This window comes from Petropleomorpha daqingensis, from assembly GCF_013408985.1.
Lineage (GTDB): Bacteria > Actinomycetota > Actinomycetes > Mycobacteriales > Geodermatophilaceae > Petropleomorpha > Petropleomorpha daqingensis.
The window spans coordinates 2,729,046-2,755,589 of the sequence record NZ_JACBZT010000001.1; the positions used below are offsets into that span (position 1 = coordinate 2,729,046).

Here is a 26,544-nt window from a genome sequence, read left to right on the forward strand (position 1 = left end):
GGTTTCCGGACGTCACCGTGGGTGCGCCGTCCACCGATCGGTGGACGGCAGGACCAGCGCTTCGGTCGTCCCGCGCCCGCGCGCCGGCCGGGAGTGTCATGGCCATGCAGAGCACAGCAGCGGCGCCGGGGTCGTTCGCCCCCGCGCCCCAAGAGGAACCGGCCGTGCGAGTGCGCGGCCTGGTCAAGCGGTACGGGCAGCGGACCGTCGTCGACGGCCTCGACCTGGAGGTGCGGCGCGGGGAGGTCTTCGCGCTGCTGGGCCCCAACGGGGCGGGCAAGACGACGACGATCGAGATCCTCGAGGGCGTCCGGCGGCGGGACGGCGGCGAGGTCGCCGTCCTCGGCGCGGACCCGGCGCGGGCCGGCCGGTCCTGGCGGGACCGGGTGGGTGTCGTGGGCCAGACCGCCGGCGCGAGCGCCGCACTGGGTGTCCGGGACACCCTCGACCACTTCGCCCGCTACCACGCGGTGCCGCGGGACAGCGGCGAGCTGCTCGCCGCGGTCGGGCTCACCGAGCAGGCGCGGACCCGGGTGGACCGGCTCTCCGGCGGCCAGCGCCGCCGGTTCGAGGTCGCCCTCGGCGTGCAGGGCCGGCCGGAGCTGGTGTTCCTCGACGAGCCGACCACCGGCATGGACCCGGTGGCGCGCCGGCAGTTCTGGGCGCTGATCCAGGGCCTGCGCGCCGACGGGACGACGGTCCTGCTCACCACCCACTACCTCGACGAGGCCGCGCAGCTGGCCGACCGGGTCGGGGTGCTGTCCGCCGGCCGGCTGGTCGAGGTCGCCCCGCCCGACGAGCTCGGCGGCGCCCTGCGGCGGGTCACCACCGTCTCCTGGACCGAGGACGGCGACCGCCGCTCGGTCCGCACCGAGGAACCCTCCACCGTCCTGCGCGACCTGCTGGCCGCGCACCGCGAGGTCCCCGGCCTGTCCGTCACCCGCCCCGGCCTGGAGGACGTCTACCTCCAGCTCGTCGAAGGAGGAACCCGATGACCACGACCCTCACCCGTCCCGCACCGCCCTCGGCGCTGCGGATCGCCCGTGCCCGCGTGGGCCTCGAGGTGCGGCTGTACTTCCGCGAGCGGCAGCAGGTGGTGTTCGGCTTCGCCTACCCGCTGGTGATGCTGGTGATCTTCGCCGCCGTCCTGGGCGGCGACGAGCGCCCGGGCGGCGTCCCGTTCACGCACTACTTCCTGGCCGGGATCGCCGCGACCGGGATCATGCTGACCAGCTTCCAGGCGGTCGGCTCCGCCGTGGCCGCCGAGCGCGAGACCGGCGGGCTGGAGCGGCTGCAGCTGCTCGGCACCCCGCCGGCGGCCTACTTCGCCGGCAAGGCCGGCCAGGTGCTGGTGACCGCGGCCCTGCAGCTCGCGCTGCTGCTGCCCTTGGCGCACGTCGCGTACGACGTGCCGATGCCGGCCGACGCCGCGCACTGGGCCACGTTCCTGTGGGTCGCCGCGCTCGGCGCGCTCTCCGGCACGGTGCTGGGCATCGCGGCCTCGGCGCTGCCGGGGAGCGCGACGGCGACCACCACCGCGATCACGGCGTTCGCCATCGTCCTGCAGTTCTTCTCCGGGGTGTTCTTCGGCTTCCTGGAGCTGCCGGGCTGGATGCAGCAGGTCGCCGCGCTGTTCCCGCTGAAGTGGCTGACGCAGGGCATGCGCTCGGCGTTCCTGCCCGACTCGGACGGCGCGTTCGAGATCGCGGGCGGATGGGAGCACGGGAAGACGGCGCTCGTGCTGGTCGCATGGGTGATCATCGGGATCGTGGTGTGCACCCGGACCTTCCGCTGGCGCCGGACCGACCGGTGACCTCGTCCTCGGCCCCGGCCCCGGGGCGGCTGGTGTCCACCGCCGCCTCGGGGCGCGCCGTCGTGGTGGCCTTCTCCGCCACCTTCGCCGTCCTGGTGGCGCTCGCGGCCGTCCAGGTGGCGACCGGCCACGTCGACGGCTCGCGGGGGCTGCTGCTCGCCTGCCTCGGGATCTGGGCCGTGGCCTACGCCCTGCTGGCGGTGCCCGCGTTCGTCGACCAGTCGGGGTGGCGGCCGCGGGCCTTCCTCGCGGTGCACGTCGCCGTCGTCGGGGTGCTGGCCTGGGAGCAGCCGTCGCTGCTGTTCGTGATGTTCGTGGCCTATCCGCTGGTGTGGTTCGTGGTCGACACGATCCGCGCCGGGGTGCTCTGGACGCTCGCGCTGGCCGTGGCCGGGCTGCTCGGGCCGACGATCGCGTGGGCGCAGGGGGACGAACCGCTGTGGGGGCCCGGCGAGACCCTCGTCGGGGCGGTGCTGAGCCTGCTGCTGGGGCTGTGGATCACCCGCAGCCTCGCGCTCAGCGCCCAGCGGGCGGCGCTGATCGAGCAGCTCGAGCAGACCCGGGCCGAGCTCGCCTCCGCCCACCACGAGGCCGGGGTGGTGGCCGAGCGGGAGCGCTTGGCGCGGGAGGTGCACGACACGCTGGCCCAGGGCTACACGAGCATCGTCGTCCTGTCCCAGACCGCCGCGGCCCAGCTGGGCACCGACCCGGCCGCCGCCCGGGAGCGGCTGGCGCTCATCGAGGAGGTGGCCCGGGAGAACCTCGCCGAGGCGCGGGCCATGGTCGCCGCCTTCTCGCCGGTGCCGCTGGAGGAGGCCACGCTGGTCGAGGCGCTGTACCGGCTGGCCGAGCGCTTCGGCCGGGAGACCGGGGTGAGCACCCGCGTGGACACCGCGGCGCTGGACGGCGCGCCGGCGCTGTCCCGCAACGACGAGGTGGTGCTGCTGCGCGGCGCCCAGGAGGCGCTGAGCAACGTCCGCCGGCACGCCGGGGCGAGCGCCGTCGTCCTGCGCCTGTCGACGGTGGGAGGTGCGGTGTCGGTGCACGTCGAGGACGACGGCGTCGGCTTCGACCCGTCCGCGCCGGCCGGCCACGGTCTGGCCGGGCTGCGCAGCCGGGTGGCCGAGGTGGGCGGCGAGCTGGACGTCGTGTCGGCGCCGGGTGAGGGGACGCGGGTGACGGTGCGGGTGCCGGGCGCATGATCACGGTCCTGGTGGTGGACGACCACCCGGTGGTGCGCGGCGGCCTGGTCGGCTGGCTGGACGCGCAGCCCGACCTCGCGGTCGTCGGGGAGGCCGGCGACGGGCAGGAGGCGCTCGCCCGGGTCGCCGAGACGACGCCGGACGTCGTCCTCATGGACCTGCGGATGCCGCGGATGGACGGCGTCGCGGCCATCGAGCGGCTCGCCGCGACGCACCCCGGCGTCCGGGTGCTCGTGCTGACCACCTACGACACCGACGCCGACATCGTGCGCGCGGTCGAGGCCGGCGCGTCCGGCTACCTGCTCAAGGACGCGCCGCTGCCGCAGCTGGCCGACGCGGTGCGCGCCGCGGCCCGCGGCGAGACCGTGCTGGCGCCCCCGGTCGCCGCCCGGCTGGTGTCGCGGCTGCGCGCGCCGGCGCCGGAGGCCCCGACGGCACGCGAGCTCGAGGTGCTTGCCGGTGTGGCGCGCGGGCTGACGAACGCCGAGATCGGCCGGGAGCTGTTCATCGGCGAGGCGACGGTGAAGACCCATCTGCTGCGGGTGTTCGCCAAGCTCGGCGTCGACGACCGGACCCGCGCGGTGCTCGTCGCCGTCGAGCGGGGCCTGCTGCCGGGTCCGGGCAGCGCCACCTGAGCGCCCTCCGGCCCTAGGCTTGGCCGCCTCCCAGGGGAGGTCCCCATGCTGCAGGCAGGGCTCGAGCCGGGGACCGTCGTCTCCCGCTACCGCGTCGAGGAGCTGCACGCCCGCGGCGGGATGGGGCTGGTCTACCGGGCCACCGACGTCCGGCTCGACCGGCCGGTCGCGCTGAAGGTGCTCTCCCCGGAACTGTCGGAGGACGAGCGCTTCCGCGAGCGGTTCGTGCGCGAGTCGCGGCTGGCCGCCGCCGTCGACCACCCGCACGTCATCCCGGTCTACGAGGCCGACGACTGGAACGGCCTGCTCTACCTGGCCATGCGCTTCGTCCGCGGGGTCGACCTGCACACCGTGCTCGCCACCCGGGGCGCGCTGGACCCGCCGACCGCCACGGACCTGCTGACCCAGGGCGCCGAGGCGCTCGACGCGGCGCACGAGGCGGGGCTGGTGCACCGTGACGTGAAGCCGGGCAACTTCCTGCTCGCCGGCGCCACGGCCACGTCGCTGCCGCCGCGCACGCACGTCTACCTCACCGACTTCGGCCTGACCAAGCGCGCCACGTCGGTGTCGGGGCTGACCCGCACCGGGCAGTTCCTCGGCTCGCTGCACTACGTCGCGCCCGAGCAGATCCGCGGCGAGGAGGTCGACCCGCGCACCGACGTCTACGCGCTGGCCTGCGTCGCGTTCGAGCTCCTGGCCGGCGAGCCGCCGTTCGTGCAGGACCAGGACGCCGCCCTGCTGTGGGCGCACATGTCGGTGGAGCCGCGGCCGCTGACCGACGTGCGGCCGGAGCTGCCGCCGGCGGTCGACGACGTGCTCGCCGGCGGGATGGCCAAGGAGCGCGGCTACCGGCCGGCGTCCTGCGGCGAGCTGGTGCGGGACCTGCGCTCCGCCCTGGGGGAGCCGGTGGTGGTGCCGTCGTCCCGGCGGCCGCCCGTGCCACCGCCGCGCGCCGCGGGGGAGACCGTGCAGCAGGCCCGCCGCGCCACGCCGGTGCAGCCGCTGGCCCCGCCCGCTGCCCAGCCGCCCCCGCCGGTGGTCGCCGCGCCGCCTCCGGTCGAGCCCCCTCCGAAGCGGCGGCGGTGGGTGGCCTACGCCGCGGTCGCGGCGGTGCTCGTCATCGGCGCCGTCCTGCTGGTGTGGCGGCCCTGGGCCGGTCCGGACCTGGTGACCCGGCAGCTCGGCGTCGTCCCGTACCAGGCGGACCTGCCCGTCGGCTGGCAGTCGCACCCACCGGCGGACAGCACCAACGCGGTCACCTTCGGGCCGCCCGACCTGTACAACCCGACGTCGAACGACGCCGACACCCTGAACACCGCCGCCGGGATCGCCGCGGACGACCCCGAGCGGCTGGTCAGCCTCTACGTCGACCCCGCGTCGGGGCTGGAGAACGAGCAGCCCGCCGACGTCGCCAGCCAGATCCTGTCGGTGTTCCCGTCCGGGTCCGGGCTGACCGCCACCGGGACGGTGCAGGTCGACGGCCAGGACGCCGTGGAGCTGGAGGGCGTCTACCGGCTGAGCGGCGACCAGGAGCTGCGCATCTACGGAGCCTCCGTGGGCGGGAAGATCCTGCTCGTCTTCGCCGCGCCCACCTCGATCTACGACGACTGGAAACCGACCTTCGACGACATCCTGGCCTCGGTGCAGCACAGCTCCTGACAGGGAACTCGCAGGTCGGCTGCATACGGTCGGAGGAGTGCGTCTCGCCGTCCGGATCTCGCGCGGCCTCGCGACCCTGGTGTCGCTGGCCGTGCTGGTCGGCAGCGGATACGGCTGGGTCGCCTACCGGACCCTCGGCGACTCGATCACGCACGTGGCCGGCCTGCCCGCCGGGAACGGCGCCGCGGACGACCCGGCGGAGAACATCCTGCTGGTCGGCGACGACCACCGGCCGGCGAACGCGAGCCCGCAGGTGCTGGCCGAGCTGAGCACCGGCGAGGACGGCGGGTCGACCAACACCGACACGATGATGGTGCTGCACACCCCGGCGGCCGGCGGGAAGCCCACGGTGATCTCGCTGCCGCGCGACTCGTGGGTGGACATCCCGGGCGTCGGCAAGGGCAAGCTCAACTCGGCGTTCGCCGACGGTGCCGCGGACGGCGGTGGCGACGCCGGCGGCATGAAGCTGCTCATCGAGACGGTGCAGAACCTGACCGGCCTGCAGATCGACCACTTCGCGCGGGTGTCGCTGCTCGGCTTCTACGAGATCGCGCAGGTGCTCGGGCCGATCCAGGTCTGCCTGAACCAGGCGGTGGACGACCCGTACTCGGGCACCGTGCTGCCGGCCGGCGTCTCCACGCTGGACGCGAAGCAGGCGCTGTCGTTCGTCCGCCAGCGGCACGGGCTGCCGCGCGGCGACCTCGACCGGGAGGTGCGCCAGCAGTACTTCCTCGCCGCGGAGCTGGGCAAGGTCAGTTCCAGCGGCGTGCTGCTCAACCCGGTCAGGCTGCACCGGCTGCTGTCCGCCGTCGGCTCGGCGGTGCAGACCGACCCGGGCCTGGACCTGCTGTCGTTCGCGTCGCAGTTCTCGTCGCTGTCGGCCGGCGACGTCACCTTCACGACGATCCCGACCCTCGGGACGCCGACCATCCGCGACTCGAGCGGCGCGAACGTCTCGATCGTCGCGGTCGACACGGCCGCCCTGCCGGCGTTCATCACCCGGATCGTCGGGGAGCCCTCCGCCTACACGGACGCCACGGCTGCTGTGCCGTCGTCGGTGACTGTGTGGGTGGTCAACGGCACGGGGCAGGCGGGGTTGGCGGCCGGTTAGGCGACGGCGCTGCGGGACCTCGGCTTCGCGTCCCGGGTGGATCCCACGGCCGCGACGACCGGGCTGACCACGGTGACCTATCCGCCGGGCATGGAGGCGCAGGCCAAGGCGGTCGCGGACGCGGTGCCGGGGGCCTCGGTGGCGGCGTCGTCGGCCGTCGACCAGGTGACGCTGACGCTCGGCAGCGACGGGGTGCGGGTGCCGACGGCGGCCTCGTCGTCCGCGGCGCCGTCGTCCTCTTCGTCGTCCTCTGCGTCGACGACGTCGGCACCGAAGTCCTTCAGCTCCGCGTCGTGCGTGAACTGAGCAGTCGCTTCGGTGCCCGAGCAGCCCAGGCGTCCTCGGCCAGTTCGACGAGCGACCGCTCGTCCAACCTGTCCAGCTGGCACAGCACGGCCGCCCACCCGTCGAAGTGGGAGACGGTGAAGTAGACCTCCGGGTCGGCCCGGCGCCCGCCGCTCACGATCACCTCGGATCCACCGTTGCCTCGGCGCCGGTGAGGCACGGCTGCACCCGAAGTGATCATGCGAGCCGCCCTCCACGCCGGGTGATGTGCGTCTGTGGCGGGTTCTCGGCCGAAAACCCGCCACAGACGCACATTGCCTGCCAGCGTCAGCAGGGCAGTTGCAGGTTGCCGACCGCGAAGGAGCACCCGCCGCCGGTGGTGTGCGCGAGCGAGCCGAGGTAGGCCGCGTCGGCCGGCGGGAAGTCCGCGGTCGACTGCCCGGAGAGGATCGGCAGCATCGCGTCGTGCCAGATCTGGGCGCCCTTGCCGCCGCCGAAGCCGCCGACGTCCTGGTTGTGGTCGGGGTTCTCGACCATGACGCTCGCCGTGTACTCCGGCGTCGAGCCGACGAAGGCGACCGAGAAGTTGTTCTGGCTGGTCCCGGTCTTGCCGGAGATCTCGTGCCCGGGGATGTTCGCGCGGGTGGCGGTGCCCAGGTCGCTCTCGACGTCGCCGCGCATCACCTGCGCCATCGTGTGCGCGAGGCCGGCGGGCAGCACGTTGGCGGTGCAGTGGGTCGAGGTGTCCACGCCGGGCAGCGGTGAGCCGTCGGGGCCGAGGACGGCGGTGACCGGCGTCGGGTCGCACTGCGTGCCCCCGGAGAACACGGTCGCGTACGCGCCGGCCAGGGCGAGCGGGCTGGTCGGCAGCGGGCCGAGGGTGAACGAGCCCGCGCGGTCGGCGATGAGGGTCTGCGCGTCGGCGTCGGTGAGCGAGTAGAGGCCCATCCGCTGTGCGGTGTGCACCGGTCCGTCGATCGCGCCGAGGTGGTCCTCCAGGCCGACGAAGAAGGTGTTCGACGACATGACCAGCGCCTCGGCGAGGTTCAGCGTCGGCGGGTAGTGCCCGGCGTTGCTGACCACGTAGGGAGCGCCGCGGGTGCCGCCGTTCTGCTTGTAGACCTGCGACGTGTAGGGGTCCGACGTCGTCTGGGTGAAGTCGAACCGGTAACCGTCGAGCAGCGCGTCGGCGGTCGTGAACACCTTGTACGTCGAGCCCGACCCGGCCGCCGCGGCGTCGTTGAGCACGACGGAGGTGCAGCCGGCGCCGTCGCAGCCGAACTGCCGGTTCACGCTCATCGCCAGCACCTTGCCGGTGCCGGGTTCGACGACGGTGTAGATGCCGGCGAGGGAGTCGCCCAGCGGCAGGGTGGCGACGACGGCGGCGTCGCCCGCGCGCTGCAGGTCCGGCCGCAGCGTCGTCCTGACGACCAGCCCGCCGTCGTCGAGCTGCTGCTGGGTGAGGTGCAGCGTGCCGGTCAGGTAGTTCTGCAGGTAGCCGCAGAAGAAGCCGCCGGTCGTCGCCTCGGCGCAGCCGTTGGGGGAGGCGCCGCCCGGCTGGACGGCGACCGGTGCCGCGGTGTCGGCCGTGACGTCGGCGTCGTCGAGGTGGCCGAGCTGGTGCATGCGGGTGAGGACGTCGTCGCGCCGTTGCTGCGCGGCCTCCGGGTGGTCGATCGGGTCGAGGGTGGCCGGGTCCTGGACGAGCCCGGCGAGGGTGGCCGCCTGGGTCGTGGTGAGGTGCACGGCGTCGGTGGAGAAGTAGGTGCGCGCCGCGGACTGCACGCCGTAGGCGCCGTGGCCGAAGTACACCGTGTTCAGGTACCGGTCGAGGATCTGGTCCTTGGAGAGGTGGCCTTCCAGCTGGAGGGCGTCGTGCGCCTCGACGATCTTGCGGGTGAGCGTGTCGGCGATCGCGGCCTCCGCCTGCGCCGGCGTCCTGGCCTCCTGCACGAGGGTCTGCTTGACCAGCTGCTGGGTCAGCGTCGAACCGCCCTGGACGGCGCCGCCGCCCACGTCGGTGACCAGGGCGCGCAGCGTGCCGCGCAGGTCGAGGGCGCCGTGCTGGTAGAAGCGGGAGTCCTCGATGTCGATGATCGCCTGCTTCATCACCGGCGCGATCTGGTCGCTGGTCACGGGCGTGCGGTCACGGGTGTAGAAGTCCGTGATCAGCGAGCCGTCCGCGGCGAGCACCCGGGTGTCGCCGGGCAGCGGGTCGTCGATGGAGGCGGTCGGCCGCAGGTTCACCTCGGCGGCCAGCCAGGTGGTGGCCAGGCCAGGGGTCAGGAACAGTGGGACGGCGAGGGCGGCCAGCAGGGCGCCGGCGAGGACGACGCCCAGCGCAAGGCGCAGGAGGACGCGCGCACGCATGTGACCACGGTTCGCCGGCTCTCTGGGAGCGGGCTGCACGACGGATGGGAGAGACCCGTGACGGGTCGCGGTTGAACGATCGTGACAGCGATCCGCCACCCGCTCCTGACCTGGACCACCGTCGTCCCCGTTTTCGCGCTGCTCGTGCTCGCGGTCAGCTGGGGCCGGTCGCTGCCGGCGGTACCGGCGGTGCTCGTGGCGATCGTGCTGGTCGGTGCGGTGCTGGCGGCCGTGCACCACGCCGAGGTGGTCGCGCACCGGGTCGGTGAGCCGTTCGGGTCGCTGGTGCTGGCGGTCGCGGTGACGGTGATCGAGGTCGCGCTGATCGTCACGCTGATGATCTCCGGCGGCGACGAGGCCGCGTCGCTGCCGCGGGACACGGTCTTCGCCGCGGTGATGATCACCTGCAACGGCATCCTCGGGCTCGCGGTGCTGCTCGGGGCGCTGCGGCACAACGTCGTCGTCTTCAACGCCGAGGGCGCCGGCGCCGAGCTCGCGACGGTGACCACCCTGGCCGTGCTCAGCCTGGTGCTGCCGACCTTCACGATCGGGCTGCCGGGGCCGCAGTTCTCGACGGCCCAGCTGACCTTCGCCGCGGTCGCGTCGCTCGTGCTCTACGGCGCGTTCGTGCTCACGCAGACCGTGCGGCACCGTGACTTCTTCCTGCCCGTGGCTCCCGAGGGGGCGCCGCTGGAGGAGGACGAGCACGCCGAGCCGCCCACCGCGCGGGCGGCGCTGGTGAGCCTCGGTCTGCTGCTGGTCGCGCTGGTCGCGGTGGTCGGGCTGGCGAAGGTGGAGTCGCCGGCGATCGAGGACGTCGTCGCGGCGGTGGGCTTCCCGCAGTCGTTCGTGGGCGTGGTGATCGCGCTGCTCGTGCTGGCGCCGGAGACCCTGGCCGCGGCCCGCGCCGCGCGGCGGGACCGGCTGCAGATCAGCCTCAACCTGGCGTTCGGCTCGGCGATGGCGAGCATCGGCCTGACCATCCCGGCGATCGCGATCGCCTCGATCTGGCTGGAGGGGCCGCTGCTGCTCGGCCTCGACGGCACGCAGATGGTGCTGCTCGCGGTCACGGTGGTGGTCGGGCTGCTGACCGTCGTCCCCGGCCGGGCGACCCGGCTGCAGGGCGTCGTCCACCTGGTGCTGCTCGCGGCGTTCATGTTCCTGGCCGCCAACCCCTGACAGGTCGCTGTGGCAGCGTCGGGGACATGACCACCGCGTTGCTGCTGATGGACCTGCAGAACACGATCCTCGAGCGGTACGGGCCGGCGTCGGGAGACTTCCTCGACCGCGTCGTCGCCGCGCAGGAGCGGGCGGAGCAGGCGGGTCTGCTCGTCGTGCTGGTGCGGGTGAAGTTCGCGCCGGGGCGGCCGGAGATCTCGCCGCGCAACAAGATGTTCGCCGCGGCGCGTTCGATGTCGGTCGGTGCCGACGACCGGGGCTCGGAGCCGCACGACCGGCTGCTGCGCGGCAAGGGCGAGGTCGTCGTCACCAAGAAGCGGGTGAGCGCGTTCGCCGGCAGCGACCTCGAGGTGATCCTGCGGTCCCACGACGTGACCGAGCTCGTGCTCGGCGGGATCTCCACCGGCGGCGTCGTCCTGTCGACCGTGCGCGAGGCGGCCGACCGCGACTACGCGCTGACCGTGCTGGAGGACCTCTGCCTCGACGCGGACGAGGAGGTGCACCGCGTGCTCACCCAGAAGGTGTTCCCGCGGCAGGCCGAGGTGATCGCGTCCGCGGACTGGCGCCCCTGAGCCCCGCGATCATGAAGTTCGGGAAGCAACACACCATTGCGCCTCGGCGTGTCCCTCCCCGAACTTCATGATCGCGAAGCCCTGGCAGGTGGCCACGTAGGCTGGACTCCCGTGAGTCTCACCATCGGGATCGTCGGACTGCCCAACGTCGGCAAGTCGACGCTGTTCAACGCGCTGACCAAGAACGACGTCCTGGCGGCGAACTACCCGTTCGCCACGATCGAGCCGAACATCGGTGTCGTCGGCGTACCGGACCCGCGGCTGGGCACGCTCGCCGAGATGTTCGACTCGCAGAAGGTCATCCCGGCGACCGTGTCGTTCGTCGACATCGCCGGCATCGTGCGCGGGGCGAGCGAGGGTCAGGGGCTGGGCAACAAGTTCCTGGCCAACATCCGCGAGAGCGACGCCATCTGCCAGGTCATCCGGGCGTTCACCGACTCCGACGTCGTCCACGTCGAGGGCCGGGTGAGCCCGAAGGACGACATCGAGACGATCAACACCGAGCTGATCCTCGCCGACCTGCAGACGCTGGAGAAGGCGATCCCGCGGCTGGAGAAGGAGTCGCGCAAGGACAAGGAGAAGGCGGCGCTGCTGGGCGCGGCCGTCTCGGCGCAGGCCATCCTCGACGAGGGCCGCACGCTGTACTCCGCCGGCATCGACCTCGAGCCGCTGCGCGACCTGTCCCTGCTCACCACCAAGCCGTTCCTCTACGTGTTCAACGTCGACGAGGAGGAACTGGCCGACGAGGAGAAGATCGCCGAGCTGCGGGCGCTGGTCGCCCCGGCCGAGGCGATCCTGATGGACGCCAAGATCGAGGCCGAGCTCGCCGAGCTGCCCGAGGAGGAGGCCGCCGAGCTGCTGGCCGCCGTCGGTCAGGACGAGCCCGGCCTGCACCAGCTGGCGCGGGTCGGCTTCGCGACCCTGGGCCTGCAGACCTACCTGACGGCGGGGCCGAAGGAGTCGCGGGCCTGGACGATCCCGATCGGCGCGACCGCCCCGCAGGCGGCCGGCGTGATCCACACCGACTTCCAGCGCGGGTTCATCAAGGCGGAGATCGTCTCGTTCGACCAGCTCGTCGAGGCCGGCTCCATGGCCGAGGCCCGGGCGCACGGCTGGGTGCGCATGGAGGGCAAGGACTACGTCATGCAGGACGGCGACGTCGTGGAGTTCCGCTTCAACGTCTGACGGTCCCCGGCGGCCACGACGACCTGGGCCACCGAGCCTGCGGCTACGCCGTCGGCAGGCCGGTCCAGGCGAACCGGGACATGCGCAGTGAGCGCCAGAGTCGCCGTCCTCGCTGGGGTGCTTCCGCAGCATGGGTGCCGCGATCGTGCGTCGGGTCCGGCAGTGGGACGGGGACCAGCGGCGGCTTGGTGGTCTCCACGTCCACTGCGATCGTGTCGTGCACCGTTCCGTTGCTCTCCGCCGGGACGGCGGCCCGTGTGATGCGCGCCTTGGCGAGCTCGTACCGCAGCTCGATCGCCGCGAGTCGGGGCACGCCGTCCCCGGTGGTGTCGATCAGCTGATTCGCCATCGCGTGTCCTCCCAAGTCGCCCCCGCTTGGGTCATGGCGAGCGCCGCACCGGGCTGTCAGGTGCGGCGCTCGTCTTGTTCATCTCCGCCAACCGCCTCAGGGGTGCGCCGCTCGCCACTTCCGTCCCGGCCGGCCCAGGAGCCCCGAACAGGGCGTCAGGCGTCGGCGACAGCGGCCGCGGCGACCCGGTACACGCCGGGGTATCCCTCGATCGGCCCGTTCGGCACCATCGACCAGGCGGTGATCCGCCAGCCGTCCGCGGTCCGGCGCAGCTCCAGCTCCCACCTGTTGCGCTGGATGCACCAGTCGGCGACGCCCGGCTCGGTGGGGACGTGGTGGTAGGCCTGCACGCTCGCCCGGCACCGGGCGGTGTCGCCGTCGATCTCGCAGGGCACGTTGGACGTCAGGTGCTGGGTGCTGGTGAAGCCACCGAGAACCGAGCGGCCGAGGTCCGCCATCTCGTCCCGCGACAGGACCTGCGCGCCGTCCTGGCCGGACATCCGCAGCCCCACCTGGTCGGCGAACAGCGCCCCGAAGCCGGCGAAGTCCTTGTCGTCCTGCGTGTGGGCCAAGCGGGCGACGACGTCCTCGATGGCCGCGCGGTCGAGGAGCAGCTGGGGTGTCGTCATGACGTGGTCATCCAGTGGCTGAAGGCGGCGTACTGCTCGGCGAACTCCTCCGGAGTCCCGGCGGCCTCGACCGCGCCGGAACGCCTCGCGACCTCCTCGTAGCGCGGGATGCGGTCGGCCTCGTAGCCGCGCAGCGCCGAGGCGATGTCGGGGGAGGCCTGCAGGCATCGGGCGAGCACGGCCGCGTCCTGGACACCGAGCGACGCACCGGCGGTGACGTGCGGCGACATCGCGTGCGCCGCGTCGCCGACGAGCACCACCCGGTCCGACGCCCACCGGGGCATCGGTGGGACGACCATGATCTGGTTCTGCAGGATGCGCTCGTCCGGGGTCGCCGCGATGAGCTCGGCCAGCGCCGAGTTCCACCCACCGTCGTCGAGGTGCACGGCCCGCTGCAGCGCCTCGGCCTGGCGCGAGCCGTTCGGCGGGGCCGAACCGAACTGGGCGAGGAGCCAGAGCGCCTGACCGTCGTACGTCCTCGCGTAGCCACCGCGCGTCCGCTCGTGGCCGATCACCAGGACGTCCCGCTCGATCAGGATGTCGCCGGGATCGATCACCGCGCGCCAGGCGTAGTGCCCGGCGTGCTCCTGCGCCGCGGTCTCGGGTGCGAGCTGCGCACGCACCGCCGAGTACAGGCCGTCGGCACCGACGAGCAGGTCGGCGTGCTCGGTGCTGCCGTCGGCGTAGCGCGCCGTGACGCCGTCGTCGTCCTCGTCGTAGCCGGTCAGGCGGGCGTCGAACCGGATCGCGTCGCGGCCGACGGCGTCGGCGAGCGCCTCGTTGAGCTTCACCCGGTGCACCAGCAGGTAGCTGTGGTCGCCCGGGCCGAAGCCGGGCGTCGGGATCGGCCGGCCGCCTGGGTCGTGGAACCACATCTCGGCGGCCTTGCCGATCGCCCGCACCGGCTCGCTGACGCCCAGCACGTCGAAGACGTCGAGGGCGTTGCGCCACAGGCCCAAGGTCGCACCGGCTACCCGGATGTCCGGGGCCTGCTCGGTCACCACCACGTCCAAGCCGGCCCGCCGGAGCGCCAGCCCCGTGGTCAGCCCGACGATCCCGGCTCCGACGACGACCGCCCGGGTCATCGGACGTGTCCGGCCATGGGGTCCCGCCTTCCACCCGGCGAACCTGCAGCGGCGAGGCTAGGGGCGCCGTCCGGATCACCTCAAGAGCACGGCAGCTCCCGGGTCAGCCGATCCGCTGGGCAAGCGACACGATGAGCCCCTCCGGTCCGCGCACGTAGGCCATACGCCAGACGCCCTCGTACTCGCCGATGCCGCCCACCAGGCCGTAGCCGTCGGCGCCCAGCCGGTCGACGATCGCCGGCAGGTCCTCGACCTCGAACGACACGTTGCGCAGCCCCAGCTCGTTGGCCATCGCGTTCGGCGACCCGGGCTCGTGGGCGGGCCGGACGAAGCTGGACAGCTCCAGGCAGGTACCCCCGCCCGGCGGCCGGAGCATGACGATCTCGGTGCGCGAGTTCGGGATGCCGCAGACGGTGTCCAGGAACTCGCCCTCCACGAACGTCCGGCCCTCGACCTCGAGCCCCAGCCCGACGAAGAACGCCGTCACGACGTCGAGGTCGGCGACCGTGATCCCGACGTGGTCGAAGCGGGGTGTGTCCGACATGAGGTCCTCCTCCAGATGCAGGTCGTACGGGGGACGGAGCCGGGGGCCGGTTCTCGACGTCGTGATCCGATCACTCCCGCCGTCCGTGCTCAGGAGCATGGATCGGCGAGCAGTGTCGAGCGATCGTGCCCCGGCCGCACTCGGGCCCTACAGCCAGGCGATCGTCGCCGGCGGCTTCGTCTTCTGCTCCGGCCAAGCGGGCATCGACCCGGTGGAGGGCGTCCCCGCGAACGGGATCGAGTCGCAGACCCACCAGGCGCTGAAGAACCTCGCCGCCGTCCTCGAGTCCGCCGGCGCCTCGATGGACGACCTGGTCAAGGTCACGATCTTCTACGCCGACGTCGACGACTTCGCCGTCATCAACGACATCTACGCCAGGCACGTGCCGGACCCACCGCCCGCGCGGTCGGCGCCGGCCAACGTCCGACTGCCGCGCGGGCTGCTCATCTCGATCGACGCGATCGCCGTCCTGCCGAGCTGACCGGTTTCCGCTGCACGTCGGCCGGCCCGTCCCGGCGGCCCCGGGTTGCGCGGAGCGTCACTCCCCGGGAACGGCTTCGGACAGCTGACGGGCTGATCCGCCCAGGCCGTGCTCGACCAGCCATCCCAGGCACGCGTCGGCGACCTCGCGCCACCCCCCGTCGATGGTGAGGGAGTGACCCCGGTCGGCGAACTCCAGCAGATCGGTCACGGCCGAGGAGTGGCGGTACTGCTTCACGGTCGACTTGGTGATCACCTCGGGGACAGTGTGGTCCTGACCGCCCATGATCAGCAGGAGCGGGCCGCGATCCTCGTTCTCGGTGTGGACGGCGGCGGGGGAGTGCGGCGACAGGTTGGCGGCCGCGGCCTCGAAGAGGGGCTTGCCCGGTGAGGGGATCGTCCACCGCTCGTGCAGGGCGTCGGACTCCTCCGGTGACAGCGTGTTGCCGAAGCTGTAGCGGAACTCCTCGGCGGTCAGCGAGACCGCGCGGTGGCTGTTCGCCAGGTTCTTGAAGACCGGCAGGGTGGCCCGCAGCGAGCTGAGGGGAAGGGGGAGCACACCCTTGATCTGCGCCGCGTCGATGCCGACGGCCGCGGCTCCGTACCCTTCGCCCAGCAGCTTCTCGGCGATCATGCCGCCGAAGCTGTGGCCGATGAGGATCGGCGGGCGGTCCATCGCCTCGATGGTCGCGGCGACGTGCCGGGTGACCTCCTCGATGCCGTGGCCGGCGACGTCCTCCGGATGCGCGCGGGTCTCCGCCACCGTCGCCGCCTCGCCCGGCCACGCGACCGCGCTCGCCGCGTAGCCGGCGTCCTGGAACAGGTCGATCCAGGGTTGCCAAGACGAGGCGTGTAGCCACAGACCGTGGATGAACAGCACGGGCTGGGGTGAGGCGGGGGAGCTCATCGTCGGTGGTTCCTCTCGGTCGGGTCGGGACGGCGCTGTCACCCTGACCGGCCCGACCACCGGGCCGCTTGCGTCGAACGACTGCATCGGTCGACGCACGACATCGACGCCGATTTCGGTCGGATGACCCAAGCCGGGCGGCCAGGTCTGCTCCTACCGTCGCCGGCACGGATGTCGCGAGAGGTGAGGGGCAGCGATGGATCTCGGACTGGACGGCCGGGTCGCGGTGGTCACCGGGGCGAGCCGGGGGATCGGGCTGGCCACGACGCGTTGCCTGGTGGAGGCCGGCGTCCGGGTGGTCGCCGGTGCCCACCGCTCCTCCGACGAGCTCGACGCGCTGGCCGAGACCGGATCGGTCGAGGTCGTGCTGGGAGACCTCGCCCAGCCAGAGGCGCCGGCCCGGCTGGTCGCGGCCGCGGGCCCTCGTCTGGACATCCTGGTGAACAACGTGGGCGGCGTGTCCACGCGGGCCGGAGGGTTCCTCGAGATCACCGATGCGCAATGGGAGGCGACGCTGCAGCTGGACCTCATGGCCGCGGTGCGGGCGATCCGGGCGGCACTGCCGCCGATGCTGGCAGCGGGCCGTGGCGTGATCGCGACCGTCGGCTCGGTCAACGCCTTCCTGCCCGACCCGCTCGTGCTGGACTACGGGGCGGCCAAGGCGGCCCTCGTCAACGCACTCAAGGCACTGTCCAAGGAAGTAGGCCCACGGGGTGTCCGGGTCGTGACGGTCAACCCGGGACCGGTGGCGACCGACCTGTGGCTCGGGGGCTCCGGGGTCGCCGCCCAGCTCTCGGCGACCTCGGGCCGGTCACCCCAGCAGGTCGCCGAGTCCGCCGTCGCCGGCAGCGCCACGGGCCGGTTCACCACCCCCGAGGAGGTCGCCCAGCTGCTGGTTCTCCTCGCGAGCGACCGTGCCGGCAACGTCACCGGCGCCGGGTTGACCGTCGACGGCGGTCTCAGCCCGGGACTGTGACCCCCGATCGCGGCGGTGCTGCTCCCGTTCGAGCCGGTCGAGCACTCGCGCCACCTGCGCCCGGGAGCTCACCCCGAGCTTCGGGAAGATCCGGTACAGGTGGCTGCCCACCGTCCGGTGGGAGAGGTAGAGCCGCTGGCCGATCTCCTTGTTGCCCAGGCCCTCGGCCACGAGGCGGGCGATCTGGAGCTCCTGGGGGGAGAGCCGAGCCGCCGCACCGGGAGGTGCCGCCGTGGAACCGGCGCCGGCAGCGCGCAGCTCCCGGCGCGCACGCTCCACCCAGGGCTGGGCGCCTGTCCGGACGAAGGCGTCGCGGGCCGCGCGCAGTGGCATGCGGGACTCGACGACGCGGTGGCAGTGCCGGAGCCACCTCCCGTAAGCCAGCAGAAGGCGGCCGTGGTCGAAGGGCCGGTCGCTCCAGTCGAGGGCCAGCGCGGACCGGTACGCCTCATCCGCTCCCGCCGGCGTGGCGAGCAGGGCGCGTGCGGACCGCAGGGCCAGGTCCACTCCCGGCGTTCTCTCCGCGGGGGCTGAGTTCTCCCAGCTGTCGAGCGCCTCCTTCGCGGATGCGCCATGCCCCGATTGGGCCGCCACCTCGGCGAAGCTGCCCAGCGCCCAGCACGCTTGCATGCGCTGGTGGGCGCGGCCGCCACGTGAGCAGAGCTGCTCCAGTTGCTCGAACGCCTCGTCCGGCCGTCCGGCGGTCGCCGCGGTCAGTCCCCGCGCTACCTGGGTCACGGCCAGGCCGATGGTGTTGCGGCCGGTCACGGCCAACTGCTCGGCCCGCGTGGCCAGCTCGGTGGCCCGGGCGGTGTCGCCGCGGATCCCGGCCACGGCGGCCAGCGCCGCGAGGGCGGCGGCCTGGGGGATCGGCCGCCGGATGTCCGCTGCGACCTCGGCGCACTCCCGCGCCACCGTCTCCACGACGTCGAACCGACCCCGGCGGAGAGCCGCCCAGGCCTGCAGGCTGAGAGCTTCGGCGAGCCCGGTCAGCCGGCCGAGCTCGCGCAGCCGGTCGGCGGCCCGGGCGCAGATGGTGTCGGCTTCGCGGGAGGCGCCCACGCAGGCGGCGGCGTACCCGAGGAGCAGGAGATCGCCGGGATCATCGATCCGGATGGACTGCTCGGCCACGATGCCGGCGATCTCGACGCCGTGCTGGAGGGGCGACGTGTACGCCCGGATCACCAGGCGGCGGGGGTCACCGTTCCCGACGGGAAGCCGGTCGAGTGCATCCAGGACCCGCTGCTCCACCTCGGATCCGAAGTCCAGATGCCAGCACCGGGTCGCAGCCCGCATCAGGAACCGGAGCGCGAGGTCGACGTCGGGGATGCCCCCGGCCGCATCGGCGCGGTCGACCAGCGCCTGCACCTGCTCGGCGCCGCCGGCGAGGGACTCGTCGGTGAGGTCCTCCACGACTGCGTACCGGAGCCGGTCGGACGTCGAGCGGAGATCCGGGCGGGCCTCGTCCAGCAGCCTCCTGGTCAGGTCGCTGCGGCCGGTCTCGCACGCGATCTCCGCGGCGCGGAGCAGGCGCCGCGACCGCTGCGTCGCCGACCCGCTCAGCCGCGCCGACCGCTCCAGGGCGTCGACGGCACCCAGCGCGGCCCCTCGGCGGAAGGCCCGGTCGGCGGTCGCCTCCAGTTCCGCGGCCACGGCATCATCGGCTCCGACCGTGGCGAGCCCGAGGTGCCACGCACGCCGGTCGGGATCGTCCCCGACCACACCGGCCAGGGCGGCGTGGGCGCGCTGCCGCTGCCCCGGCGAGGTGCTCTGGACGAGCGCGGAGCGGACGAGAGGATGCCGGAAGCGCAGGTGCTGGGAGTCGAGCTGGACGAGACCGACGCGGAGGGCGGCGTCCAGGTCGTCGAGCCCGTACGGCGAGCCGGACAGACGTTCGGCCGCGGCGAGCGTCTCGAACAGGCGCGGGGAGTCGTTGACGGCGCTGAGCACCAGGAGCTGCCGGGTGCGCTCGGGCAGATCACCCGCTCGATCGGCGAACGCTCGCTCCAGGCGGGCGGTGAGCGGCAGGTGATCCGGACTCGTCCCCGGCGCGAGGTCGCGGAGCGCCTGGGGCAGTTCCAGGAGCGCCAGCGGATTGCCTTGCGCGGCCTCGAGGACGCGCCTGCGCCGGGCGGGATCCAGGTCAGGAGCGGCCGCGTCCAGCAACTCGGCAGCGCTGTCGGAGCCGAGCGGACCGACGGCCACTTCGGGCAACCCGGCCTCGGCGAACGGGCTCTCGGGAGCCGGCCGGGTACACACCACGCAGAGGATCGGTTCCGGTGCGATGCGGCGTCCGATGAAGGACAGCACCTCGGCGGAGGCCCGGTCCAGCCAGTGGCCGTCGTCGACGAGCACCGCCAGCGGGCGGTCGGCAGCCAGGTCGCAGAGGAGATCGAGCGCGGCGAGCGCGATGCGGAAGAACTCGGCGTCGCCCTCGCGCAGACCGAAGGCGGTCTCGAGCACTTCCCGCTGGGGCGGGCGCAGCCGCTCGCTGTGCCGAAGGACGGGACGGATCAGCTTCTCCAGCCCTGCCAGCGGTAGCCGCTGCTCGGTGAGCACGCCCTCCGACCGCAGGACGCGCCAGCCGGCGGCCGTCACCCGGCGATCGAGCTCCGCGAGCAGCGCGCTCTTGCCCACCCCCGGGTCGCCCCGCAGCACGACCGCACGGCCTCCGCTGCCGATGTCGCTGACCAAGCCGTCCAGGGTGGCGAGATCGGACTCCCGGCCCACCAGGTCCATCCCGAACTGCTCCCCTCGGCAGAGCTGTGCCGCCGCGGGTCACTATGGGAGACGGGAGCGACGACGGACAGCCCTGCCGGGACGCGGCGGCAGATTGTTCACCGCTGCAGGTCGGCCGGCTCGTCCAGGCGGCCCAGCTTGTGCGGGTTGCGCATCGCGTACATGCGGGTGATCCGGCCGTCCTCGACGACGAACGTGATCGCCGTGTCGAAATCGCCGCCCGGGTCGATCCGCGCGCCGACGGTGCCGTTGACCAGCGGGGTGGTGATCTCGACCCGGGGTGCCAGCGCCGCGAAGCGGGAGAACGCGTTCGCTACCCGCCATTGGCCCGAGACCGGGCGCAGCGCTGCTGGCGCGAGGCCGCCGCTGTCGGCGACCACGACGACGTCGGGTGCGAGCACGTCCATGAGGCCCTGCACGTCGCCCCCGGTCAGCGCGGCGAGGAACCGGTCGACGACCTGCTGCTGCTCGGTCCGGCTCACGGTCATCCGCGGGCGGCGGGCGGCCACGTGCTCGCGCGCCCGGTGCGCGATCTGCCGGACCGCGGCCGCCGACTTGCCGACCGCCTCGGCGATCTCCTCGTAGGGCACGTCGAACACCTCGTGCAGCACGAGGACGGCGCGCTCGGTCGGGCCGAGCGTCTCGAGCACGGTCAGCATCGCCATCGAGACGCTCTCGGCGAGCTCGGCGTCCTCGGCGACGTCCGGGCTGGTCAGCAGCGGCTCGGGCAGCCACTCGCCGACGTAGTCCTCCCGGCGGCGGGACAGCGTGCGCAGCCGGTTGAGCGCCTGCCGGGTGACGATCCGGACGAGGTAGGCGCGCGGGTCCCGGACGACGGCCCGGTCCACCTCGGCCCACCGCAGCCACGTCTCCTGCACCACGTCGTCCGCGTCGGCGGCCGAGCCGAGCATCTCGTAGGCGACGGTGAACAGCAGGCCGCGGTGGGCGACGAAGGGGTCGTCGGTCATGCCGAGTCGCCGTCCCGGGACGCGGCCGCGAGCGGCGGCAGGCCGCAGGACGCCGAGAACTCCTGCGACCGGATGCCGAGGGCGACGTTGCCCCGGGCGGTCATGTTCATCGCGCCGATCCTGGCCGTCAGCTCCAGCAGGGCGGGCGCGCCGAGGTCCTCGAGCAGGGCCGCCGACAGCTCGTCGGTCACGGTCGGGGGCGTCTGGCTCATCGCTTCGGCGTACTCCAGCACCCGCCGCTCCAGCGGGCTGAACACCGTGGACTCCCGCCACCGCGGCACCTCGCGCGCCTTGGTCTCGTCGAGCCAGCGGTTGTGGGTCAGGAAGTAGTGGAAGTCCAGGCAGAAGCTGCAGCCGATCGAGGCGGCCGCGGCCATGCCGGCGAAGGACGCCAGGTCGGGGTCCAGCCGGTTCCAGGAGTCGACCTTGCGGCCGAACCCCATCAGGTCCTTGAGGACGGCGGGGTAGTGCCAGAAGACGCCGGCCGACTCGGGTACCTGGCCGATCATCTTGCGGCTGACCGTCTTCAGCAGCGCTCCGTAGATGCCGGTGATCTCGGTGGCGGGGATGCGCGTCATGTCTCCTCCATGGATGGGCGTCGACATGGAGACACCGGCCGGGTCCCGCCGTGTGACATCCCCTCTCAGGCGCTGCGTTCCTCCGCGGGCTTGGGCCGCTCCTCGGACTCGTGCCCGGGCTGGAGGTGCTCGACCTGCGAGAGGCGCAGCGGCCGGAACGGGGTCCGGGCGGACGCCGCGGTCGGATGGAGCACCAGGCAGACGTGGTCGCTGCCCTCGTCCAGCAGCGCCACGCGCTCGGCCACGAACCGGTTGGGGCAGTCGCTGAGGAGGGGCACGCCGCCGTCCGCCTCCTCCCAGGCGCACTCGCCGAACTTGTCGCCGTCGTCGCCGGAGGTGGTGCCGAACAGCTGCGCGAGGTGCTCGTCGTCCTGGCCGAGGAAGTGCACGGCGAACGAGCGGGCGTGCACGCCGACGCGGAACGTGTGGTTGGCCTTGGACAGCCACACGACGTATCGCGGCGGGCTGATGCTGCACTGGGCGTGGAACCCGATCAGGCAGCCGGCCCGCTCACCGCCGGACACCGTGGTGACGATCGCCATCGCCGGGTCGAGTGCGGCGATCAGGTCGTCGAACGCGTCCTCGCTCATCGGCGGAGGCTAACGCCCGATCTAGGAACCCGCGGACCTGTCGATCTGTCCGCCGAGATCGGCCGCGACCGCCCGGCAGACGTCGGGCGCGTCACCGGCGTTGACCAGCCAGGTGCCGGAGTCGCCGCGGCCGACCACGAAGCAGTAGTCGACCTCGATCGAGTCCAGGGTGTCCTCGAGCTGGGACAAGCCGTCGTCCCGGGCGGCGGCGTCCTTCCACAGGGTCAGAACCAGCTGGTCGCCCCCACCGAGCTCGCAGTTGCCTGCTTCCTCGGCGATACCGGAGGAGGACTCCTCCTGGAAGTTCCCGCAGTCGGTGCCGCCGGCGACGATGTCCTCGTAGAGGTCTTTCACGCTCGCGTAGTTCTGGCTGCCGTCGGGTCCGGCCGGCGACGCCACGCCCTGCACGGTGGAGGAACAACCCGCCAGGACGAGCCCGGCGGCCACGAGTGCGGCGACCTTCCGCATGACCCCCCCGCTAGACGACGATCGGCTGGAGCAACCCCTCGACCGCGCGGGCGTGGGGTTCGAGGCCGGCGTAGTACGACTCCAGCAGCACCGGGATCGCGCGCAGCCGTTCCAGCAGGCGGTCGCCGCCGCGCCGGACGGCGTCCGGTCCGAACTCCTCGAACACCAGCAGCCCGTCCCGCACGATCGCCTTGAGCTCGTGGAGGTAGCGCTTGTTCTCCGCCTCCAGCGCGTCGACCCAGCGCACGATCGCGCCCATGACCGCGGCACCCGCGGCCGGCCCCACGAGGGCCAGCGCCTGGGGCCCGTGCGCCGTCGCCCGGACCACCGCCTCCGCCGTCTCGGACGCCTGCACCCGTGCGATCTCGTCCCGGACGTAGGTCACGCGCTCCGACGACGAGCACAGGCCGCTGGTCAGCGCCCAGAGGTCCTGCACGTCCTCACCGATCGAGAAGTCCAGGTAGCTGTGCACGAACCGGTCGTGCGCCTCCATCAGGAACCCGAGCCGGTACGGCGTCATCTCCCCGGGCGCATCGCGGCGGGTCAGCGGCGGCTGGTGGATCGTGTAGTCCAGCCGCAGCGCGTTCGTCATCTCCACGATCGCGTACAGGAACCGCGCCCAGCTCTTGTACAGCTCGGCCAGCGGCACGTGGTGCAGGCCGGAGGGCCCGATCGCCACGCCCCACTCGGCGCCGAAGTCGAGCCGGCGGATGGTGCCGATCTCGTAGATCCCGCGCTGCGCGTCGACCTCCGGCTCGATGTGGTGCCGCACCGCCCGGTAGGCGCGCGTCGCGTCCACCCCGCCGTAGGCCTGCACGATCTTCGCCCCGCCGGGGTGCATCTCCAGGAACTCGCCGACGTCGTACACCCGCCCGTCGACGACCAGCCACCAGCCGTGCTCGTCGTCGTTGTGCAGCACGACCTCCGACGCGTCGTAGCGCGCCGGCTGCAGGGCGTGCGGCCCCGGGTAGGTGGTGAAGACGTCGAGCTGCAGCCGCCCCTCCGCGGTGAGCAGCCCGAGCAGGTGCGAGGCCCCGGCGTCGTCGAGCCCGCCCTTCCGGCGGCCGACCTCCTTGATCCCGTCGAACACCGCCCTCGCGAAGCCGGTCCGGCCGCAGATGTAGAACCGGCCGCCGCGGCCACCCTCGGATCGCGGCCGCAGCAGCTCCCACAGCTCGTCGGCGCAGGCGAGCATCTCCGCCCCGATGTGCCGGGTCTCGCCCGGTTCGAGCACGAGCCGGCGGCCGTCGCCGTCCGACACGGTGCGCGCGGTCAGCGGGTCCCGCGAGAACGCCACCCGCAGGTTCAGCGAGCCGGCGGCCACGGCCGTTTCCAGCTCCGACCGGTAGTAGAGGTCGGCCGTCGTCCGCGTGCCGAGGAACAGCCAGCTCTCGCCGTCGACCCCTCGTCGCACGCGTTCCTGCAGGAAGCCGCGGAAGGGCGCGATGCCCGTTCCGCCGGCGAACATGACGACCGGCTCGGCACCGTCGGCGGGCAGCGCGAAGCGCGGCGGCCGGACGACGGTGAACGCCACCGGCGTGCCGACCTCCTCGATCCACGAGTCGGGATCGCCCAGGTAGGTCGAGGCCGTGCCCCGCTTCGCCGCACCCACCGACCGGGGCGCGTCGGCGCTCGAGTAGCGCAGCCCGCCGATGGTGAGGCTCAGCTCGGTCGCGGTCCGCCCGTCGCCCATCGTCGAGGAGATCGAGTACATCCGCGCCTTCTCCGGCGGGACGAGCCGGCAGATGTGCTCGCGTTCCCCGGGCTGCGCGCGCCACAGCGTCCGGGGATCGAACCCGCGCCGGGTCAGCAGCTCGAGCAGGTCCCACAGCTCCCACTGGTCCTCGGCCCGCGCCTCGACGACGTCCCGCAGCGCCTCGTCGCCGGACAGCGCCAGCAGCGTCTTGGCGACCTCGCGCTCGACCGGCCGGATCCGGCCCATCGCCAGCAGCGAGCGCAGCGGCAGGTGCGTCGGGCTCGCCGTCCCGTTGCGGGAGGTCACCGCCTCCCGCCAGAGCGGGCTGAGCTGCACCTCCTCCTCACCGGTGGCGCGCAGCGCCGACAGCGTCGCGTCGACCAGCTCCCGGCTGTTCTCCGGCAGGATCGCGATCCGGTCACCGGGCTGGTAACGCACTCCGCTGCCGGCCACCCCGAGCGTCACCTGCTTGACCCAGTTGTCGCCCTCGACGTGCACCGGGACGACGGCGGCCACCTGGGCGTGGCGGACCGGCGACGGCGAGTCGACCCGCCGCTCGTCGATCGAGGCGCCGAGCTCGGCGTCGACCTCCTCCCACGTGCGGTCCTTGAACTTGCCCTCGAAGCCGGTGATCGTGACCGAGCGGCCGGCCTTGAACGCGATGTCCAGGAAGCCGTGCACCTTCAGCCGGTGGCGCATGAGGAAGCCGCGCTCCCCGGAGTACGCCTCCAGCAGCTCGGTGAAGATGCCGGCCAGCTCCGGGTCGCCGCGCTGGGCCACGTAGTCCCGCACCGAGGTCCCGCGCAGCGCGGCGAGGAACTGCCGCCAGAACACCGGGAACGTCCCGCGCAGGTGCTCGACCTCGCCGCCGAACCGGGAGGCGTAGCGCGTCCGGCCGAGCAGGGCGTCCATGACGTGGAAGAGCATCGCGTTGGTGCCGCTCGGCCCGGGCACGCCCGGGTTGATCGGGACGGCGAACGGCGCGACGGTCTTCGCCCAGACGACGCTGTCGACGAAGGACGGCGCGTACGGGTCGGGCCGGATCTTGAGGAACGACTCCCGCGCCACCCGCTGCAGCGTGTCGGCGATGCCGATGAACTCGCCGATCAGCGCCGCGGGGTCGTCGCGCTCGGCCGCCTCCTGCGCCCGTACCGCGGCGGCCACCACCGGTGCCGTCTGGGCGGCGATCTCCACCTGCACCAGGTAGAAGACCCGCTCCTCCTGGTTGTCGACCGACGGCACGAGCAGCTCGAGGTTCTCGATGCGCATCGGATCGGCCCGGTCGGGGTCGAGCAGCCGCCAGTTGTAGGTGATCAGGTCGATGTAGGACAGGTGCGGGGCGGTCCGGTCCAGGCGGGCCGAGACCTGCTCCCACGGGTGCTGGATCGACGGCGGCAGTTCCGGCGCCGGGACCTGGAGCACCCGCTGGTAGGAGTGCGCGAACATCCCGAGCAGCGTCGAGGCGCGCAGCAGTTCGGCGTCGGGCAGGTCGTCGGGCAGCGCGGAGAGCACCGGCAGGTCGTCGAACGCCCGCCGCAGCGTGACCGTCTTGAACAGCCGGGGGAGCTGCACCGCGATCTCGTCCCACGCCCGGTGGCTGCCCGACATCGCCAGCAGCGGCGGCGTCGAGGGGATGTTGCCGTGCGACTCGCTCAGGAAGCCGAGGTTCTCGTGCCCGACGGCACGGTTGTGCGCCTGGGCCTCCTCCAGCACGGTGCGCGAGGCAACGGCCATCACCGGCTCCCATCCAGAGCACCGCGGGGCGATGGCGCCGCAACCTATTGGCCCGCGGCACGCAGGGCAACGCTCCTCGGCGTCGCAACTCATTGCCCCGGCCGGGTCGGGGCTTCTACGTTGCCCGCGTGCAGGTCCAGGAGGCCATGTCGAACCGCTTCGCCCGCATCCGGGCGGGGTCGACGATGTTCCAGGCCGCGGAGACGGTCGCTCTCGCCGGCTCCAGCGACTTGATGGTCATCGGGGAGGACGGCGGATTCGTCGGCGTCCTCTCCGAGGGCGACATCCTGCGGGCGGCGCTGCCCGACGTCGAGGAGATCCTCGAGGCCGGCGGCTCCCTCGACGTGGCCTTCGGCCGGTTCGTCGAGAAGGCGCACGACCTGTCCGCGCTGCCGATCGCGCCGCTGATCATCCGCAACCCGATCACCGTCGCGCCGGACGATCACGTCACGCGGGCGGTCGTCGTCCTCGTGGAGCGCGGGATCCGGCTGCTGCCGGTGGTCAGCGACGGGCGGCTGCTCGGCGTCATCTCCCGGGCCGACGTCTGCAACGCGGTCGTCGGCCAGCTCGCGGGGCTGGCGGTCGGCGTCGGCTGACCCGGCCCGGCGGGCGGTGATGTGCGTCGGTGGCGGGTTCTGGCGCCAGAACCCGCCATCAACGCACATCACCTGGCCCTTTCCGTGGTCTGAGCCGGGGCGGATCTCCTTGTCGGGCCGTCCAGGTCCCGAGTAGCGTCCGGCCGCCCGCAGCCGGGGGAGGAGCGCAGCCCATGTGCCCACGCTCGACCTGG

Annotated in this window: 25 protein-coding genes and 1 pseudogene; 13 read left to right on the forward strand and 13 right to left on the reverse strand. The window is 73.1% G+C overall.

The annotated features are described in order from the left end of the window. The first annotated feature begins 164 nt into the window (after positions 1-164). The 7 genes from GGQ55_RS13430 to GGQ55_RS26490 are packed head-to-tail and all read left to right on the forward strand — an operon-like array spanning position 165 to position 6,726. Positions 165-995: an ABC transporter ATP-binding protein gene (locus GGQ55_RS13430; RefSeq protein ID WP_366489256.1), complete on the forward strand. Its 831-nt coding sequence runs from the start codon at positions 165-167 to the stop codon at positions 993-995. Further along, complete coding sequence (locus tag GGQ55_RS13435; protein ID WP_179717455.1) at positions 992-1,813, forward strand: ABC transporter permease; 822 nt, start codon at positions 992-994, stop codon at positions 1,811-1,813. The genes GGQ55_RS13430 and GGQ55_RS13435 overlap by 4 nt, the downstream gene beginning before the upstream one ends. Beyond that, positions 1,810-3,015, forward strand: coding sequence for an ATP-binding protein (locus tag GGQ55_RS13440; RefSeq protein ID WP_366489258.1), 1,206 nt, complete (start codon positions 1,810-1,812; stop codon positions 3,013-3,015). The genes GGQ55_RS13435 and GGQ55_RS13440 overlap by 4 nt, the downstream gene beginning before the upstream one ends. Further along, positions 3,012-3,650, forward strand: coding sequence for a response regulator (locus GGQ55_RS13445; protein ID WP_179717459.1), 639 nt, complete (start codon positions 3,012-3,014; stop codon positions 3,648-3,650). Before GGQ55_RS13440 ends, GGQ55_RS13445 begins: the two co-directional genes overlap by 4 nt. A gap of 45 nt (positions 3,651-3,695) precedes the next feature. Further along, positions 3,696-5,309, forward strand: a complete 1,614-nt coding sequence (locus GGQ55_RS26485; RefSeq protein ID WP_218859269.1) for a serine/threonine-protein kinase — start codon at positions 3,696-3,698, stop codon at positions 5,307-5,309. A gap of 37 nt (positions 5,310-5,346) precedes the next feature. Further along, positions 5,347-6,420 (forward strand): LCP family protein, encoded by a 1,074-nt coding sequence (locus GGQ55_RS13455; RefSeq protein WP_218859270.1) that lies wholly within the window; start codon positions 5,347-5,349, stop codon positions 6,418-6,420. A 9-nt stretch (positions 6,421-6,429) separates the two neighbouring features. After that, positions 6,430-6,726, forward strand: coding sequence for a LytR C-terminal domain-containing protein (locus tag GGQ55_RS26490; RefSeq protein ID WP_281371615.1), 297 nt, complete (start codon positions 6,430-6,432; stop codon positions 6,724-6,726). On the opposite strand, the gene GGQ55_RS13460 is transcribed toward GGQ55_RS26490, so the two are convergent. Both GGQ55_RS13460 and GGQ55_RS13465 read right to left on the reverse strand, forming a co-directional pair. Then, a complete protein-coding gene (locus tag GGQ55_RS13460) occupies positions 6,701-6,883 on the reverse strand; it encodes a hypothetical protein (protein WP_179717461.1) in 183 nt (60 codons plus the stop codon). The genes GGQ55_RS26490 and GGQ55_RS13460 overlap by 26 nt on opposite strands. Before the next feature lie 149 nt (positions 6,884-7,032). Then, a complete protein-coding gene (locus GGQ55_RS13465; RefSeq protein ID WP_179717463.1) occupies positions 7,033-9,075 on the reverse strand; it encodes a transglycosylase domain-containing protein in 2,043 nt (680 codons plus the stop codon). An 81-nt stretch (positions 9,076-9,156) separates the two neighbouring features. Here GGQ55_RS13465 and GGQ55_RS13470 point away from each other — a divergent pair, with 81 nt between their 5' ends. From GGQ55_RS13470 to ychF, 3 genes are all read left to right on the forward strand, one after another. Further along, entirely contained in the window at positions 9,157-10,254 is a 1,098-nt protein-coding gene (locus GGQ55_RS13470; RefSeq protein ID WP_218859272.1) for a calcium:cation antiporter, read from the forward strand. Positions 10,255-10,280: 26 nt separating this feature from the next. Continuing rightward, a complete protein-coding gene (locus tag GGQ55_RS13475) occupies positions 10,281-10,826 on the forward strand; it encodes a cysteine hydrolase family protein (RefSeq protein ID WP_179717465.1) in 546 nt (181 codons plus the stop codon). 111 nt (positions 10,827-10,937) lie between these two features. Beyond that, complete coding sequence (gene ychF / locus GGQ55_RS13480; RefSeq protein ID WP_179717467.1) at positions 10,938-12,011, forward strand: redox-regulated ATPase YchF; 1,074 nt, start codon at positions 10,938-10,940, stop codon at positions 12,009-12,011. A gap of 43 nt (positions 12,012-12,054) precedes the next feature. On the opposite strand, the gene GGQ55_RS13485 is transcribed toward ychF, so the two are convergent. The 4 genes from GGQ55_RS13485 to GGQ55_RS13500 all read right to left on the reverse strand — a co-directional run bounded on the left by GGQ55_RS13485 (position 12,055) and on the right by GGQ55_RS13500 (position 14,618). Then, complete coding sequence (locus GGQ55_RS13485) at positions 12,055-12,360, reverse strand: hypothetical protein (protein ID WP_179717469.1); 306 nt, start codon at positions 12,358-12,360, stop codon at positions 12,055-12,057. 155 nt (positions 12,361-12,515) lie between these two features. Then, a complete protein-coding gene (locus GGQ55_RS13490; protein WP_179717470.1) occupies positions 12,516-12,989 on the reverse strand; it encodes a nuclear transport factor 2 family protein in 474 nt (157 codons plus the stop codon). Beyond that, positions 12,986-14,074, reverse strand: a complete 1,089-nt coding sequence (locus GGQ55_RS13495) for an FAD-dependent oxidoreductase (protein WP_179717472.1) — start codon at positions 14,072-14,074, stop codon at positions 12,986-12,988. Before GGQ55_RS13495 ends, GGQ55_RS13490 begins: the two co-directional genes overlap by 4 nt. Before the next feature lie 103 nt (positions 14,075-14,177). Further along, complete coding sequence (locus GGQ55_RS13500) at positions 14,178-14,618, reverse strand: VOC family protein (protein WP_179717474.1); 441 nt, start codon at positions 14,616-14,618, stop codon at positions 14,178-14,180. 112 nt (positions 14,619-14,730) lie between these two features. On the opposite strand from GGQ55_RS13500, the gene GGQ55_RS13505 reads away from it, so the two are divergent. Next, a complete protein-coding gene (locus GGQ55_RS13505; protein WP_218859273.1) occupies positions 14,731-15,099 on the forward strand; it encodes a Rid family detoxifying hydrolase in 369 nt (122 codons plus the stop codon). 57 nt (positions 15,100-15,156) lie between these two features. On the opposite strand, the gene GGQ55_RS13510 is transcribed toward GGQ55_RS13505, so the two are convergent. Continuing rightward, positions 15,157-16,005, reverse strand: a complete 849-nt coding sequence (locus GGQ55_RS13510) for an alpha/beta hydrolase (protein ID WP_179717478.1) — start codon at positions 16,003-16,005, stop codon at positions 15,157-15,159. A gap of 196 nt (positions 16,006-16,201) precedes the next feature. Here GGQ55_RS13510 and GGQ55_RS26990 point away from each other — a divergent pair, with 196 nt between their 5' ends. Further along, a complete protein-coding gene (locus GGQ55_RS26990) occupies positions 16,202-16,981 on the forward strand; it encodes an SDR family NAD(P)-dependent oxidoreductase (RefSeq protein WP_246323809.1) in 780 nt (259 codons plus the stop codon). Positions 16,982-17,035: 54 nt separating this feature from the next. On the opposite strand, the pseudogene GGQ55_RS13515 reads toward GGQ55_RS26990, so the two are convergent. The 6 genes and pseudogenes from GGQ55_RS13515 to GGQ55_RS13540 all read right to left on the reverse strand — a co-directional run. Further along, a pseudogene (locus GGQ55_RS13515) lies at positions 17,036-19,720 on the reverse strand (helix-turn-helix transcriptional regulator); the annotation flags it as partial. Positions 19,721-19,818: 98 nt separating this feature from the next. Continuing rightward, on the reverse strand, positions 19,819-20,688 hold the full coding sequence (locus GGQ55_RS13520; protein WP_179717482.1) for an RNA polymerase sigma-70 factor: 870 nt from the start codon (positions 20,686-20,688) through the stop codon (positions 19,819-19,821). Then, the gene (locus GGQ55_RS13525) at positions 20,685-21,266 is read right to left on the reverse strand and encodes a carboxymuconolactone decarboxylase family protein (protein WP_179717484.1); all 582 of its coding nucleotides are present in this window, start codon (positions 21,264-21,266) and stop codon (positions 20,685-20,687) included. Before GGQ55_RS13525 ends, GGQ55_RS13520 begins: the two co-directional genes overlap by 4 nt. A 65-nt stretch (positions 21,267-21,331) precedes the next feature. Beyond that, positions 21,332-21,856 carry a flavin reductase family protein gene (locus GGQ55_RS13530; protein WP_179717486.1) on the reverse strand — a complete coding sequence of 175 codons (525 nt, stop codon included), beginning with the start codon at positions 21,854-21,856 and terminating at the stop codon, positions 21,332-21,334. Positions 21,857-21,877: 21 nt separating this feature from the next. Continuing rightward, a complete protein-coding gene (locus GGQ55_RS13535; protein ID WP_179717488.1) occupies positions 21,878-22,324 on the reverse strand; it encodes a hypothetical protein in 447 nt (148 codons plus the stop codon). A gap of 10 nt (positions 22,325-22,334) precedes the next feature. After that, positions 22,335-25,754, reverse strand: a complete 3,420-nt coding sequence (locus GGQ55_RS13540) for a cytochrome b5 domain-containing protein (RefSeq protein WP_179717490.1) — start codon at positions 25,752-25,754, stop codon at positions 22,335-22,337. Positions 25,755-25,882: 128 nt separating this feature from the next. Between GGQ55_RS13540 and GGQ55_RS13545 the strand changes: the two genes are divergently transcribed. Continuing rightward, positions 25,883-26,350, forward strand: a complete 468-nt coding sequence (locus GGQ55_RS13545; RefSeq protein ID WP_179717492.1) for a CBS domain-containing protein — start codon at positions 25,883-25,885, stop codon at positions 26,348-26,350. The last annotated feature ends 194 nt before the right edge of the window (positions 26,351-26,544 follow it).